The sequence below is a fragment of the Leifsonia xyli genome (assembly GCA_001647635.1).
GTDB lineage: Bacteria > Actinomycetota > Actinomycetes > Actinomycetales > Microbacteriaceae > Leifsonia > Leifsonia xyli_A.
In genome coordinates, this window is the sequence record CP014761.1 from 2,843,955 (window position 1) to 2,857,323 (window position 13,369).

The following is a 13,369-nucleotide window of genomic DNA, read 5'->3' on the forward strand; positions in this document are numbered from 1 at the left end:
CAGAATCGCGGGTAGTGTCACAGGGGTGACCCGGCCCGATGTCCACGCCCTGTCGCAGGCGAGCGACGATATCCTCGCCGGGCGCGCGGCGGACGGCGACACGGTCGCCTTCGAGGTGATCGTGCGGCGGCACGCTCCGCTCATGCGCGCGTACGCGGCACGGATGCTCGGGTCGACTTACGAGTCCGACGACGTGGTCCAGGAGACCTTCGTCACGGCCTGGAAGCGGCTCGGTGAGCTGCACGAGGGCGCGGCGGTGAAGGCGTGGCTGATGCGCATCCTCAGCCGCCGCTGCATCGACCGCATCCGCGCGCGCCACGACTACGACGATGTGACCGAGGTGGATGCCGCCGCCCCGGCCGACCAGAGTCCGGACCACCTCGCCGAGGTGCGGACCGCGAACGAGGCGCTCGGGCGGGCGCTCGACGAGCTGCCCGCGCTGCAGAGGAGGTGCTGGGTGCTGCGCGAAGTCGGGCAGTACAGTTACGAGGAGATCGCGCAGGAGCTGGACCTCCCGGTGTCGACGGTGCGCGGCCAGCTGGCGCGTGGACGACGGCGGCTGCTCGAGGCGATGGAGGGATGGCGATGACCGATCCGCTCCTCCCCGGCGACGACATGATCGACGGCCACACCCTCGACGAGCTGAGCGACTACCTCGCGCGCGGCCGCACTCCGGTGGATCCGGCGATCGAAGGGTCCGCCGAATGCCGTGCGGCGCTCGAGGCGCTGGAGCGGCTCAGCCGCACCACCCGCACCATGCTGGAGGCCGACGCCGCGAACCGGCCGGCCGACGACGGGTGGGTGGCGCGCATCCTCGATGGCATCCGACTGGACGTGCAGGCCGGCCGGCGCATCCCGGTCGCCCACCCCGACCCCGCAGCCGATCTCGCGCTCACCGAGGGCGCGGTGCGCGCCCTGATCCGCGGTGTCGGCGACGGCATCGACGGCGTGATCGTCGGACGCACGCGGATCGACGGAGACGTCGAGACGCTCGGCGCACCGGTCGACGTGCACGTGGAGATCTCCGTGCGTTACGGCGAGCCGTTCGCCGAGCTCGCCCGGAGGATGCGGGAGGCGGTCGTCGCCGAACTCGCCCGCCACGCCGAGCTGACGGTCGCGGCGGTGGATGTCACGGTGACGGATGTGCGGGACCGCGAGCCGGAGGAGGAGCGCCCATGAGCGACGGGGACGTGCGAACCGGGACGACGCTGGCGGCGGCGGTCGCCGCGGTGCCCGGTGTCGCTCGGCTGTACCCGGCCGGCTCGCTGATCGGGAGGGTGGCCGGCGCGGGCGAGGACGTGGCGATCAGCGGCGAGCGGATCCGCATCCGTCTCGGAGTGGCGCCCGAGAACACGGCAGCGCAGGTCTGCCGCCGCGTCTACGAGGTCGCCCGGGCGTGGGCGGTCGACGCCGGGATGCCGGACGCCGTGATCGAGGTCACGGCGGCCGGCATCGACGCCTGAGCTCAGGCGGCCAGCTCGTGCGCCCGGCGGAACAGGGGCGCCGGGATGTGCTCGCCCTCGCCGATGCAGACGAAGAAGGCGAAATCCGCCTCGGACGGCACGGTGATGACCGCTGAGACGCCCGACCACGGATCTTCGGGCAGCTCGACGAGCCGTCCCATCTCCAGGGCGCGGCGCTCGGCGTCGCGAGCGGAGCCCTGGAACGCGAAGAACGCGTCCAGGCTCTCGTCGTCGGACGCGTCGGCCAGCCAGCCGACCAGCGGCACGGTCGAGCGGTCGCTGACCGGGACCACCTCGAACAGGGCTTCGGCGACCGCCTCCACGGAGGCTTCGCTCTCCACGACGTGAGGCTGCGGAGCGACACTCCGCGAGGTGACGGCGATCCAGCTCCCCGAGGGAGCGGCGCCGAGCACCGCCAACGGGCGGCCGGACAGGACAGGGTTGAGCATACGGAACATGGAAGTCGGGCACTTTCCACGAGGCGTCCGCGCGCGCGTCAGCATAGCGTTCCCCCAACGCGCCACCGAACGCGACCAATAACGGGCGGGTCAGTCGCCCGGGTGAGCGACTTCGGCAGTGGCATACCGACCGGAGTTTCGGGTTCCGGAGGGTGTGTTGAGTCTAGGGCCGTGTCCACTGAAGTGGGGACACCCGTTCGGGGGTGATTTTAGGGAACGGCGGCGCGTCACCCCGGCAGCACGTCCGTGAGGTGTGTACGCAACGCCCCGGCGACATCCACCGACCCCTGGTCGTACAGCCACAGGTACTGCACGCCGTCCCACAGCGCGAGCACCCACAGCGCCTCGTGCGCCGGGTCCCGGTGTGCGGGCAGGTCGCCCGCGTCCTGCGCCGACTGGAACATCGCGGTGAAGCCGTCGAGGGCCTGCGCGAAGCGGTGCTCGAAGTGCGCGTGGGCGGGATGGTCGGCGACCGTCGCCTCGGACGAGATGACGGCGTAGAGCTCGATCAGGCCGGGCTGGTCGCGCTCGTTCGCCGCGGCGGCGTCCGCGAAGCCGCGGAGGACCTCTGCCGCGCTGCGGGCGGGGGAGTCCGCGACCGTGTCGTCAATGCGGTGGTCGCGTTCCCGGAGCACCGCCAGGAGCAGCGCGTCCTTTGACGGGAAGTGGTGGTAGAGCGCCGACTTCGAGACGCCTACGCGGGTGGCGATGTCCTGCAGGCTGGTGTCTCCGTAGCCCTCGCGGGCGAACAGCGTCATCGCGTCGTCGACGATCGCGGCGCGGCGGGCTCGGCCGGTGCGGTAGCCGGCGGGCGCCTCGGGCTCGTCCTCGATGAGCGGGGGCAGGGACGGTCCTGGCGGCGCGGCGGATCCACGGCGCTCGTCGCCGGGGGTGCGCCAGCCGGCTGGACGCGCGATCAGCCGTCCGTGCGCGTCGAGCGCCCTGCCGACGTCCACCCGCTCGGGCAGGTAGCGGTGGAGTATCCGGAGGCCGGCCCGCGCGGCGACGAGGCGGGTGGCCTCGGCCCCCGGGTCGCGCCCGTCACCCAGGCGCCCCTCCGCCAGCTCCCGAGTGCGCTCGGCGACTGCGGCGGCCAGCCGATCGCGCATCCATCCGTGCAGTGGATGCGGCGGTACGGAGGCCTCGCCCGTCAGGGCGGCGAAGAACGGGTCGCACCCCTCCGCCGCGGGCGCCCGGTCGTAGCGCTTCGCGACCTCGGCCAGCAGCTCCTCCTTGTCAGCGAAGTGCTTGAGGACGGCGGGGTGCGAGATGCCCGCCCGGACGGCGATCTCGCGGAGGGAGACGAAGCGGTAGCCCTGCTGGGCGAAGAGCTCCGCGGCGGCGGTGATGATCGCCTGGCGGGTGGCCGCGGCGCGCGCGAAGCGCGTCCCATCGACGACCGACGTCATGGAGCACCTCCCTCGGCACCATCGTAGTGAGATTACCGCACGGTCGGATTTCAGTTACCACGCGGTCGTTTTTGTGTGTATGCTGGCGCCCATCGTCAAAGCGGACGACACGAAAGGACCGATGATGACAGAGCTGTCTCCCGCGGCGACCGCGGCCTACACGGGAACCACGGGTATCAAGGCGCCCGGCACCACCCCACCGCGCACCCCGCGCGGGTATACGCCGGGGCTCGCCGCCGTGAACTTCGGCGTGCTGCTCGCCCTGCTCACGCCCGTGCTCGTCTCGATGGCGTTCAAGGTGCAGCACCTCACCTCTTCGACCGGCGAGGCGACCGGACAGCTCGGCCTCATCCTCGGCGTCGGCGCCCTCTTCGCGCTGGTCGCCAACCCGCTCGCCGGGCGCCTCTCCGACCGCACCACCTCCCGCTTCGGGATGCGGCGCCCGTGGATTCTCGGCGGCAGCATCGTCGGCCTCGGCGCCTTCGCGCTGATCGGCGTCGCCACCTCCCTGTGGGTCGTGCTCATCGGCTGGTGCCTCGCGCAGGCGGCGTTCAACGCGGTCCTCGCGGCGGCCAACGCTACGCTCCCGGACCAGGTGCCCGGCCCGAGCCGCGGCAAGGTCTCCGGCATCGTCGGCGCCACCACGCCGCTCGCGATCCTCGGCGGCAGCTTCCTCATCACCTTCATCAGCGACGACGTGCTCCGGTTCGTCGTGCCCGCGCTGCTGGCGCTCGCGCTCTGCGTGGTCTTCATCCTCGTTCTGAAGGACCGCCGCCTCGGCGAGAAGCCGCGCCAGCGCTTCACCATCGGCCAGTTCTTCGGTTCGTTCGTGTTCAACCCGGTCAAGCACCGCGACTTCGGCTGGACCTGGCTCACCAAGTTCTTCGTCATGTTCGGCTACGCGGGCATCGCCACCTTCCTGCCGTTCTTCCTCACCGAGAAGTTCAAGCTGGACGAGCAGGGCGCGATCACGACCATCCTGCTCGCCAACCTGGCCTCGACCGTCGCGATGGTGATCTCGAGCCCGCTCGGCGGCTTCCTGTCCGACCGCATCGGCAAGCGCCGCCCGTTCGTCGCGGCCGCCGGCCTCATCATGGTGGTCGGTCTGGTCGTCCTCGCGTTCGCGCCGAGCATCGGCGTCGTCATCGCCGCCCAGGCCATCATCGGCCTCGGCGCCGGCTCGTTCTTCTCCGTCGACCTCGCCCTGGCCACCCAGGTGCTGCCGAGCCCCGACGATGTCGCCAAGGATCTCGGCGTGCTCAACATCGCCAACGCCCTGCCGCAGTCGATCGCCCCCGCCATCGCCCCGGGGATCATCGCCCTCGGCGCCACGACGGCCATCGGCGGCTACTCGGTGTGGTACCTCTTCGGCGCCTTCATCGCCCTGCTCGGCGCCGTGCTCGTCTACCGGATCAAGGGAGTGAAATGACCATCGCAGAGACCACCGCCACCCGACCCTGGCTCGACCCCGAGCTGCCCGTCGCCGAGCGCGTCGAGCTGCTCCTCAACGAGATGACCCTGGCTGAGAAGGCCGGACTCTTCTTCCACACGATGATCGGGATGGGGGAGCTCACCGAGCCGAACCCCGTGTTCTCGACGCCCTCCGCCGTCGACTACGTCGAGCAGCGGCGTCTGACCCACTTCAACCTCATCGGCGGCGCGCAGACCGCCCGGGAGATCGCGGAGTGGCACAACGCCCTGCAGCGGCTGGCCGCATCCACGCGCCTCGGCATCCCGGTGACCCTCTCGACCGACCCGCGCCACTCGTTCACCGAGAACGTGGGCACCGCGTTCCTCTCCGGGCCGTTCTCGCAGTGGCCGGAGCCGCTGGGGCTCGCGGCGATCCGCGACGAGGAGACGGTCGAGCGCTTCGGCGACATCGCCCGGCAGGAGTACGTCGCCGTCGGCATCCGCGTCGCCCTGCACCCGCAGGTCGACCTCGCCACCGAGCCCCGCTGGGCACGGCAGGTGGCGACGTTCGGAGAGGACGCGGACCTGACCGGCCGGCTCGGCGCGGCGTACGTGCGCGGCTTCCAGGGCGCGGCCTTCGGCCCGGGGTCGGTCTCCACCATGACCAAGCACTTCCCCGGCGGAGGCCCGCAGAAGGACGGCGAGGACCCGCATTTCGCGCACGGCCGCGAGCAGGTCTACCCGGGCGACGCGTTCGAGCTGCACCTGAAGCCCTTCGCGGAGCTGCTCGCCGCCGGGACCCGGCAGATCATGCCCTACTACGGCATGCCCGTCGGCACGGCGTACGAGGAGGTCGGCTTCGGCTTCAACAAGTCGGTGCTCACCGGGCTGCTGCGGGAGCGCTTCGGTTTCGACGGCGTGGTGTGCACGGACTGGGGCCTCATCACGGACGCGGACATCTTCGGTCAGCCGTTCCCCGCCCGCGCCTGGGGCGTCGAGCACCTCACGCCGCTCGAGCGGATGAAGAAGATCCTCGACGCCGGCGCCGACCAGTTCGGCGGTGAGGCGTGCCCCGAGCTGCTCATCGAGCTGGTCGAGTCGGGCGAGGTCGCGGAGGAACGGCTCGACGAGTCCGCGCGCCGCATCCTCCGCGAGAAGTTCGAGCTCGGCCTGTTCGAGTCGGCGCTGGTGGATGTGGATGCGGCGGATGCGGTGGTCGGCCGCGACGAGTTCCGCGAGGCGGGGGAGTGGGCGCAGCGCGCATCCATCACCCTGCTCTCCAACGGCACGCCCGGCGCTCCGGTGCTGCCGCTCGCCGCCGCGACCCGCCTCTACGTCGAGGGCATCGACCCCGAGCGAGCCGCCGCCTACGGCGAGGTCGTCGCCTCACCCGCCGAGGCAGACGTCATCGTCGTGCGCCTGCAGGCGCCGTTCGAGGAGAGGGAGACCGTCTTCGAGAGCCTGTTCCACGCGGGCTCGCTGGACTTCCCCGCGGAGACCATCGCGCACGTCCGCGAGCTCGCCGCTCACGCGCCGGTCGTGGTCGACGTCTATGCCGACCGCCCCGCCATCCTGGAGCCGATCGTGGAGGCCGCGACCGCCGTCACGGTCAACTGGGGCGCGAGCGGCGAAGCGCTGCTCGACGTGCTCACCGGGCGGTTCGCGCCGCAGGGCCGGCTGCCGTTCGACCTGCCGCGGTCGATGGCCGCGGTGGAGGCGTCGCGTCCCGACGTGCCGTTCGACACCACGGAGCCGCTGTTCCGCTTCGGCGACGGGCTCGGCTACTGAAGGCCGCCCGATCCGCTCACTCGTCGGCGTCGAGGCGCTTGCCGCGCATGACGATGAGCGGATCGGGCCGCTTCGCCACCGACGGATCCTTGCCGTCGTAGTCGAACTGGCTGAGGAAGTAGCGCATCGCATTGACGCGGGCGCGCTTCTTGTCGTTCGAGCGCACGATCGTCCACGGCGCGTGCCGCTTGTCGGTGCGTCGGAACATCTCCTCCTTCGCCGCGGTGTACTCGTCCCACTTGTCGAGTGAGGCGATGTCCATCGGCGACAGCTTCCAGCGGCGCACCGGGTCGAGCTGGCGCATCGCGAAACGGGTGCGCTGCTCGGTGCGCGACACCGAGAACCAGAACTTGGTGAGGTGGATGCCGGAGTCGACGAGCATCTTCTCGAACGCCGGCGCCTGCGCCATGAACTGCTCGTACTCCTCGTCGGTCGCGAATCCCATCACCCGCTCGACGCCCGCGCGGTTGTACCAGGACCGGTCGAACATCACGATCTCGCCCGCCGTCGGCAGGTGCTCGATGTAGCGCTGGAAGTACCACTGCCCCTTCTCGCGGCTGTTGGGCTTGGAAAGCGCGACGACGCGAGAGGTGCGCGGGTTGAGGTGCTCCATGAAGCGCTTGATCGTGCCGCCCTTGCCGGCCGCGTCCCGCCCCTCGAAGAGGATGACGGCGCGGCGGTCGTTGTCCTCCAGCCAGTACTGGAACTTCAGGAGCTCGACCTGGAGCTGGTACTTCTCGAGCTCGTAGTCCTCGCGCGACATCCGCTCAGAGTAGGGGTACCCCTCCTGCCACGTGTAGACCGGGTTGCCCTCCGGGTCGATCAGGTCGGGGTCGGGCGTGTGGCCGCCCTCGACCGTGTACCCGGCCGAGCGCAGGTGCTCGATGTACTCCCGCAGGTCGCTGGTGGGCAGCTCGTCGGCCATGGTTCCTCCCGGTCGCCGGTGTCGATGCCCGGAGTGTACGCGGCGGGGATGAACGGCCGGGGCCCGCGGGTACGTTGGGGGCGTGCAGACGTTCCTGCCCTATCCGTCCTTCGCCGAGAGCGTGCGCCTGCTGGACCGCGCGCGGATGGGGAAGCAGCGGGTGGAGGCCCTGCAGGTGCTGCGGGCGATCACCGTCCCCGGCTACGGCTGGCGCAACCACCCGGTCGCGAAGATGTGGCGGGGCTACCTCCCCGCGCTGACGAAATACGCGGTCGAGTCGGCGGACGCGTGGATCGAGCTGGGCCACGCCGACACCGTGCGCCCGCAGGTGCTGGCGTTCGCGCCGGACGTCGAGCACCTGCGCCAGGACGAGCTGGACCTCCCGCCGTGGATCGGCGACCCGGAGTTCCACCGGAGCCACCAGTCCAACCTGGTGCGCAAGTACCCGGAGTTCTACGGTCCGCTTTTCCCCGGTGTCCCGGACGACCTCCCCTACGTCTGGCCGGGGCCGACGCGGGACTGACCCTAGCCACGCGGTGGCCCATCGCCTAGCCTCCGGATGTGGATCTCCAACTCTCGGGCACGCACGCCGTCGTCACCGGCGCCAGCCGCGGCATCGGCCTCGCCATCGTCCGCGCCCTCCTCCGGGAGGGCGTCTCCGTCGTCGGGATCGCGCGGAAGGGGACGCCGGACACGGCGGCCGCCGAGCGCGACGGCGACTTCCGGCTCGTCGAGGCCGACCTCGGGGAGAGGACGGCATCCTCGCCGCCGCCGCCCAGCTCGACGGCCCGGTCGACCTCCTGGTCAACAACGTGGGGTCGGCGCCGCCGCGGCCCGGCGGATTCCCCAGCATCACCGACGAGCAGTGGACGGGCACCTACGCCCTCAACGCGCTCGCCGCCGTGCGGACCACGCGCGCGCTGTTCGACCGCATCCCCGACGGCGGATCGGTCGTGAACATCGTCTCGGAGAACGCGATCCTCGCCGACCCGCTCGTCATGGATTACAGCGCGGCCAAAGCGGCGCTGCTCAGCTTCACGAAGTCGCTGTCCAAGGAGCTCGGGCCGCGCGGCATCCGGGTGAACTCGATCAGCCCCGGGCCGGTCGCTACCGATCTGTGGCTCGGCGACGGCGGCGTGGCCCGCACCGTCGCGGCGGCCACGGGCGGCGACCCCGACGCCGTGAAGCACGGCGCGGAGGCGTCGATGCCGACGGGTCGCTTCACCACACCGGACGAGGTGGCCGCGCTGACCGTGATGCTGGCCAGTCCTCTGCTCGGCAACCTGACGGGTTCCGACGTCGTGATCGACGGCGGCCTGCGCCAGACGATGTGAGGGCTACGCGGCCAGGTCGAGCACGAAGGTGAGCAGTTCGAGGCGCCGGCCGTCCGGCAGCTCGATGACGCGCTCGCGTTCGCCGCGGCGGCTGAAGCCCAGCTTGCGGTAGAGGGCGTGCGCGCCGAGCATGTCCGGTCCGCTGTTGAGGACGACCGCGCGAGCCCCGCGCGCGTGCGCCTGTTCGATGGCGAACTCGGTGAGCGCGATGCCGACGCCACGACCGCGGGCCGTCGGGCTCGTGGCCAGGAGGCGGAAGTACAGCTCCCCCGGTGCGATCTCGCCGTGCATGTCGAAATCCGGGCGCAGCAGCGCCACGGTGCCGACCAGTTCGCCGGTGGAGGCGTCCTCGGCGACGAAGAACTCGAACTCGCGGGTCAGCGCCTCGGGGTGCTGCAGCTCCTCGCGGTAGTTCGCCGGGAGGTCGTCGTAGTCGTGCGTGTAGGCGGCGTGCGTGAGTGCGCCGATCGCCGCGTACTCGTCGTCGGCCGCTGCCCTGATCCGGATGCCGTTCATCGTGTTCACCGTAACGGACAAGCGCGGAGGGGGCCGGGGCATTCCCCGACCCCCTCCGACGCGTGCCGTTATTCGGCGCGCATCCGGCGACGAACGGCGAACAGGGCGCCACCGCCGACGAGCAGCGCGAGGGCGATGCCGATCGGCGCGAGCGGGGCGGTCGAACCGGTCGACGCGAGCGCGCCTGGGTCGCCCGCGGCGGTCGCCGCCGCAGCCGTCACGGTGATCGCGGCCGACGCGACGACCGTGCCGCCGACGGAGGCCGTGACCGTGTGCGCTCCGGCCGGCACGCTCGGCACCGAGAACGAGAAGGTCAGCGTGCCGTCGGGCGCCACCGTCGCCGTGCCCAGCGCCACGGGGGTCGAGTTGAACACGAACGACACCTGCGTGCCAGGGGTGAAGTGGCTGCCGGTGGCCGTGATCCGGTCGCCGACCTGCGCCGAGCCGAGCGACAGGCTGAGGGCCGCCGCCGGGGTGCCCGGGTCGGAGACGCCCTGCGCGCCCAGCTGCAGGTCGCACGAGATCCGTCCGCTGTAGAGGGCGTGGCCCTCGGTCGCGCTGCCGGGGCCGGCGCCGTAGACGCCGTCATCCGACCACAGCACCTCCCTGGTCCCGCCCGCGCAGGTCGAGCTCGGCGCGAGCGCGAAGCCCTCGAGGTTGTTCACCGGCAGGCCGGCCGGCTTGCCGTAGACGACCTGCGGCACGATCGCGCCGACGCCGTCCACCTTCAGCACTGTGGAGGCGACGCCGCAGGTGTTGTCGCAGAGCGCCCAGATACGCTGGGTGTCCGCGTCGAACTGCACGTCCATGACGTGGCCCATCTTCGTGTCGACCACGGCGACGCGGTGGAAGCTGTGGTCGCTGTTGAGCGCGTATGCGTACAGCTTGCCGTCGTTCTCGAGCGCCGCGAAGTACAGTCCGGTGCCGTGCAACGGGTAGTCCGCCGGCTTGTAGGTCTTCCCGGTGGACTGGTCCACGAAGCCGTTCCCGGTCAGGTAGGAGTCCGGCACGAAGGTGACGCCCTCGAAGCCGAGGTTGGCCTCCGTCTTGTTGCCCGCGTGCAACTCCGGGAACTCCGCCGTCAGGTTCCACTGGTCGGTGGCGACCAGCGGTGTCGCCGACGAGGTGGGGTCGATGCGCAGGATGGAGTTGAGCGGGTTCGTGTTGGACGCGTTGTTGCGCTCGGTCGTGACGTAGAGCGCTCCGTCCGGGCCGACCGTCAGGCCTTCGGAGTCCGGCTGGTTCGTCGCGGTATCGGTGCTGCCCGGGAAGAAGATCTGCTTGCCGGCGCCCCAGCCGTTCGCCGTGTCGGAGACCCACACGCCGCCCTGCTTGACCATGCGGAACACCCAGCTTTTGTTCTTGACGCTGTAGAGCACGCTCGGGTTCTTCGGGTCGAAGACCAGGCCGCTGACGTCGCGGCCCTCGGGGCCGGTCGTGGTCTCCCACGCGCACAGGCCATCGGCCACCGCGACCGTGCCGCTGCCCGGCCACGCGACCGGAGTCTGCGCGCCGGCGGAGAGCGTCCCGGTGCCGGACGGCGCCTCCGGCTGGCAGGTCAGCGTCTGACCACCGCCGGCATTGCCGTCGGCCGGGTTGGTGAGGACGTCCTGGCAGGCCGCTGCGTTGGACGCGCCGAAGCTCTTCGCCGCGACCGAGGCGAAGGCGCCGGTGCCGTCGGGGCAGCGGGCGTACGCGCCCGCGCCGAAGCCGTTGGTCTCGTCCGTGCCGGCTTCGCCCGCCGTGTAGTCGACGGAGTCGACCAGGGTGGTGCCGTCCGGGAGGTACAGCCGCACCCCGTCGCCGCCGCTGCCGAGTCCCTTCGTGGACGAGAAGTAGACGTAGCCGTGGGCCGGGACGACCGTCGTCGGTGTCCCGTCGGCCAGCGTCGCGGAGAACGCCGCGGGGCGGAGGCGCTGCTGTCGACCTGCAGCCACCCGGTGATGTCGACATCCGACGCGCTGCTGTTGAACAGCTCGACCGCATCCTGGACCGGCGTCGCGGTGTTGTCGGACGACACCTCGTTGATGTGGATGCTCTTCCACGCGGGAGCCGGAGCGAACCGGCTGGTCCCGGGCGACCCGATGTCGCCGGAGACGGACGTCCACGACTGCTCGGCGTCACCCGCGGCGGACAGCTGCCACTGTGACGCGTCGTTCGCCCCGAGGGCGGTCGCGGTGATCGGGATGCCCGACTTCCTCTGGGTGCGTGGCCCCTTGGCGGCGCCGGTGCCCTGGTCGTTGTAGGTGAGCCGGTCGACGAGGTTCGCGACCGCGTCCGGTCCGTCGAACAGGTTGATCTCGTCCGCGCGCCCCAGTCCCGTCGTGTTGCCGGGGAGGATCTTCACCTGCGACCCGAGCCTCCACTCGGCCCGGAACGCGGCATCCGTCGACTCGGTGATGATCGCCGACTCGCCGGGCGCCAGCGTCCCGAGGCTGTCGAGCGGCACCGTCCCCGGCGTCTCGCTGTCGTCGTCGAACGACCAGCCGGTGAGGTCGACCGGGGTCGATCCGAGGTTGGTGAACTCGACGAACTCGCCGCCGGTGGTGCCGGGTCCGTACATCCACTCGGTGATGCGCACGTCGGGGGTCCCGGCGGCCTGGGCGGCCGTCGGGAGGGCGAACGCCAGGGTGCCGGCGGTCGCGGTGGCGGCGAGGACCGCCACGGCTCGGGTTCTGAGAAGTCGCATAGAAATCGAACGTAATGACGTGTGCGGTACGGCCGGCGACACGGAGGTGAACGGCCGGCGAACGCCGGACCTGAGAGGGCTCGCAGGAGCCGTTCACCGTGACGTCGTGCGCGGTTCACCGGGCCGTCGCCGTGCGCTTCCAGCCTGTCGCGGGGTGGTCGTTCCACCCCCGAACGAGGAGGATCGGATGCGCACTCGAACCCGCAGGCTCTCGCTGATCGCCGCCGCCGTCGTCGCGGCCTCGATCCTGGGAACGGCGGCCGCCGTGGCCGCGCCCGGCATCGGAGGCGACTGGCCGTACCAGAGCAAGGCCCACGGGCCCGACGCCAAGGACTTCACCCTGGCGGCGGTCGGCGACATCGCGTGCGAGCCGGACGACCCGGACAACGCCGCCACCCCGTCCTCGTTGAAGTGCGGCAGCCCGAGCCTCGGCGGCTACGACGCCGAGTTCGCGACGGCGAAGCAGGCGGACGCCATGAAGCCGGATGCGGTGGCCCTCCTCGGCGACGAGCAGTACGAGGTCGGGAAGCTAAGCGACTTCGAGGGCTCGTTCGAGCAGGCGTGGGGCGGACTGAAGTTCCTGGAGCACCCGGCGCCGGGCAACCACGAGTACTACGCCTACACGAAGAAGGGCGACAATGAGGCCGGCCAGAACGGTGCCGGCTACTTCGCCTACTTCAACGGCCACGACCAGTCCGGCACGCCGAACACCGCGGGCCAGGCCGGCGACGACACGGCGGCGAACCAGGGCTGGTACTCCTACGACCTCGGCAACTGGCACATCATCTCGTTGAACGTCGAGTGCAACTCCCCGGCCTTCGGCAACGACTGCTCCACCACCGACCAGGGCCTGCTCGCGCAGGAGACCCGCTGGCTGGCCCAGGACCTGAAGAGCAACCAGCAGCAGTGCACGCTCGCCTACTGGCACCAGCCGACGTTCAGCGCGACCACCGCGTCCACCGCCACGCTCCCGGCGTCCGCGCCCGGAGCCGGCGGCCAGGAGGGACAGGTCGCCGACGCCTGGTGGAAGCTGCTGTACGCGAACCACGCCACCCTCGTCCTCAACGGCCACGAGCACGCGTACGCGCGACTCAAGCCGCTCGACCCGAACGGCGTCCCGGACGCGAAGAACGGCATCCCGGAGTTCATCATCGGCACCGGGGGCGAGGCGCTCGACACCCTCGCGAAGAACGCCGACGGCACCTTCGCGAACCCGAACGTGGTCACCGGCTACGACCAGGGCTACGGCACGATGAAGTTCACGCTGAAGCCGAACGGGTATGCGTACTCGTACGCTCCCGCGCTGCAGGGCGCCGGGTTCCCGGCCTCGGCGCTGAACTACTCGGACGCGGGATCGGGCACCTGCCGGCGCTGACG

General features: G+C 71.2%; 11 protein-coding genes and 2 pseudogenes. 8 read left to right on the forward strand and 5 right to left on the reverse strand.

All coding sequences use genetic code 11. From position 1 onward, the window contains the following. Nucleotides 1-25 precede the first annotated feature (25 nt). From A0130_14035 to A0130_14045, 3 genes are read left to right on the forward strand one after another with little or no spacing between them, the layout of a single operon-like run. The gene (locus tag A0130_14035; GenBank protein ANF32638.1) at nt 26-589 is read left to right on the forward strand and encodes an RNA polymerase subunit sigma-70; all 564 of its coding nucleotides are present in this window, start codon (nt 26-28) and stop codon (nt 587-589) included. Beyond that, complete coding sequence (locus A0130_14040) at nt 586-1,179, forward strand: hypothetical protein (GenBank protein ANF33460.1); 594 nt, start codon at nt 586-588, stop codon at nt 1,177-1,179. The genes A0130_14035 and A0130_14040 overlap by 4 nt, the downstream gene beginning before the upstream one ends. After that, nucleotides 1,176-1,463, forward strand: coding sequence for a hypothetical protein (locus tag A0130_14045; protein ID ANF32639.1), 288 nt, complete (start codon nt 1,176-1,178; stop codon nt 1,461-1,463). The genes A0130_14040 and A0130_14045 overlap by 4 nt, the downstream gene beginning before the upstream one ends. Nucleotides 1,464-1,465: 2 nt before the next feature. Here the strand turns inward: A0130_14045 and A0130_14050 are convergent, their stop codons facing one another. Then, a complete protein-coding gene (locus tag A0130_14050) occupies nt 1,466-1,921 on the reverse strand; it encodes a hypothetical protein (protein ID ANF32640.1) in 456 nt (151 codons plus the stop codon). A 227-nt stretch (nt 1,922-2,148) separates the two neighbouring features. Then, on the reverse strand, nt 2,149-3,330 hold the full coding sequence (locus A0130_14055; GenBank protein ID ANF32641.1) for a TetR family transcriptional regulator: 1,182 nt from the start codon (nt 3,328-3,330) through the stop codon (nt 2,149-2,151). Between the two features lie 124 nt (nt 3,331-3,454). On the opposite strand from A0130_14055, the gene A0130_14060 reads away from it, so the two are divergent. Further along, nucleotides 3,455-4,759 (forward strand): hypothetical protein, encoded by a 1,305-nt coding sequence (locus A0130_14060; GenBank protein ANF33461.1) that lies wholly within the window; start codon nt 3,455-3,457, stop codon nt 4,757-4,759. Beyond that, the gene (locus A0130_14065) at nt 4,756-6,528 is read left to right on the forward strand and encodes a beta-glucosidase (GenBank protein ANF32642.1); all 1,773 of its coding nucleotides are present in this window, start codon (nt 4,756-4,758) and stop codon (nt 6,526-6,528) included. Before A0130_14060 ends, A0130_14065 begins: the two co-directional genes overlap by 4 nt. A gap of 16 nt (nt 6,529-6,544) precedes the next feature. Here the strand turns inward: A0130_14065 and A0130_14070 are convergent, their stop codons facing one another. Continuing rightward, nucleotides 6,545-7,453, reverse strand: coding sequence for a polyphosphate kinase 2 (locus A0130_14070; GenBank protein ANF32643.1), 909 nt, complete (start codon nt 7,451-7,453; stop codon nt 6,545-6,547). 82 nt (nt 7,454-7,535) lie between these two features. On the opposite strand from A0130_14070, the gene A0130_14075 reads away from it, so the two are divergent. Together A0130_14075 and A0130_14080 are read left to right on the forward strand one after the other, a co-directional pair. After that, nucleotides 7,536-7,976, forward strand: a complete 441-nt coding sequence (locus A0130_14075) for a hypothetical protein (protein ID ANF32644.1) — start codon at nt 7,536-7,538, stop codon at nt 7,974-7,976. Nucleotides 7,977-8,014: 38 nt separating this feature from the next. Beyond that, nucleotides 8,015-8,787 (forward strand): annotated as a pseudogene (locus tag A0130_14080) (3-oxoacyl-ACP reductase). 3 nt (nt 8,788-8,790) lie between these two features. On the opposite strand, the gene A0130_14085 reads toward A0130_14080, so the two are convergent. Both A0130_14085 and A0130_14090 read right to left on the reverse strand, forming a co-directional pair. After that, nucleotides 8,791-9,303, reverse strand: a complete 513-nt coding sequence (locus A0130_14085; protein ANF33462.1) for a GNAT family N-acetyltransferase — start codon at nt 9,301-9,303, stop codon at nt 8,791-8,793. Nucleotides 9,304-9,371: 68 nt separating this feature from the next. After that, nucleotides 9,372-11,968 (reverse strand): annotated as a pseudogene (locus A0130_14090) (hypothetical protein). A gap of 211 nt (nt 11,969-12,179) precedes the next feature. Between A0130_14090 and A0130_14095 the strand changes: the two are divergent. Continuing rightward, nucleotides 12,180-13,367: a hypothetical protein gene (locus A0130_14095; GenBank protein ID ANF32645.1), complete on the forward strand. Its 1,188-nt coding sequence runs from the start codon at nt 12,180-12,182 to the stop codon at nt 13,365-13,367. Nucleotides 13,368-13,369: the final 2 nt, after the last annotated feature.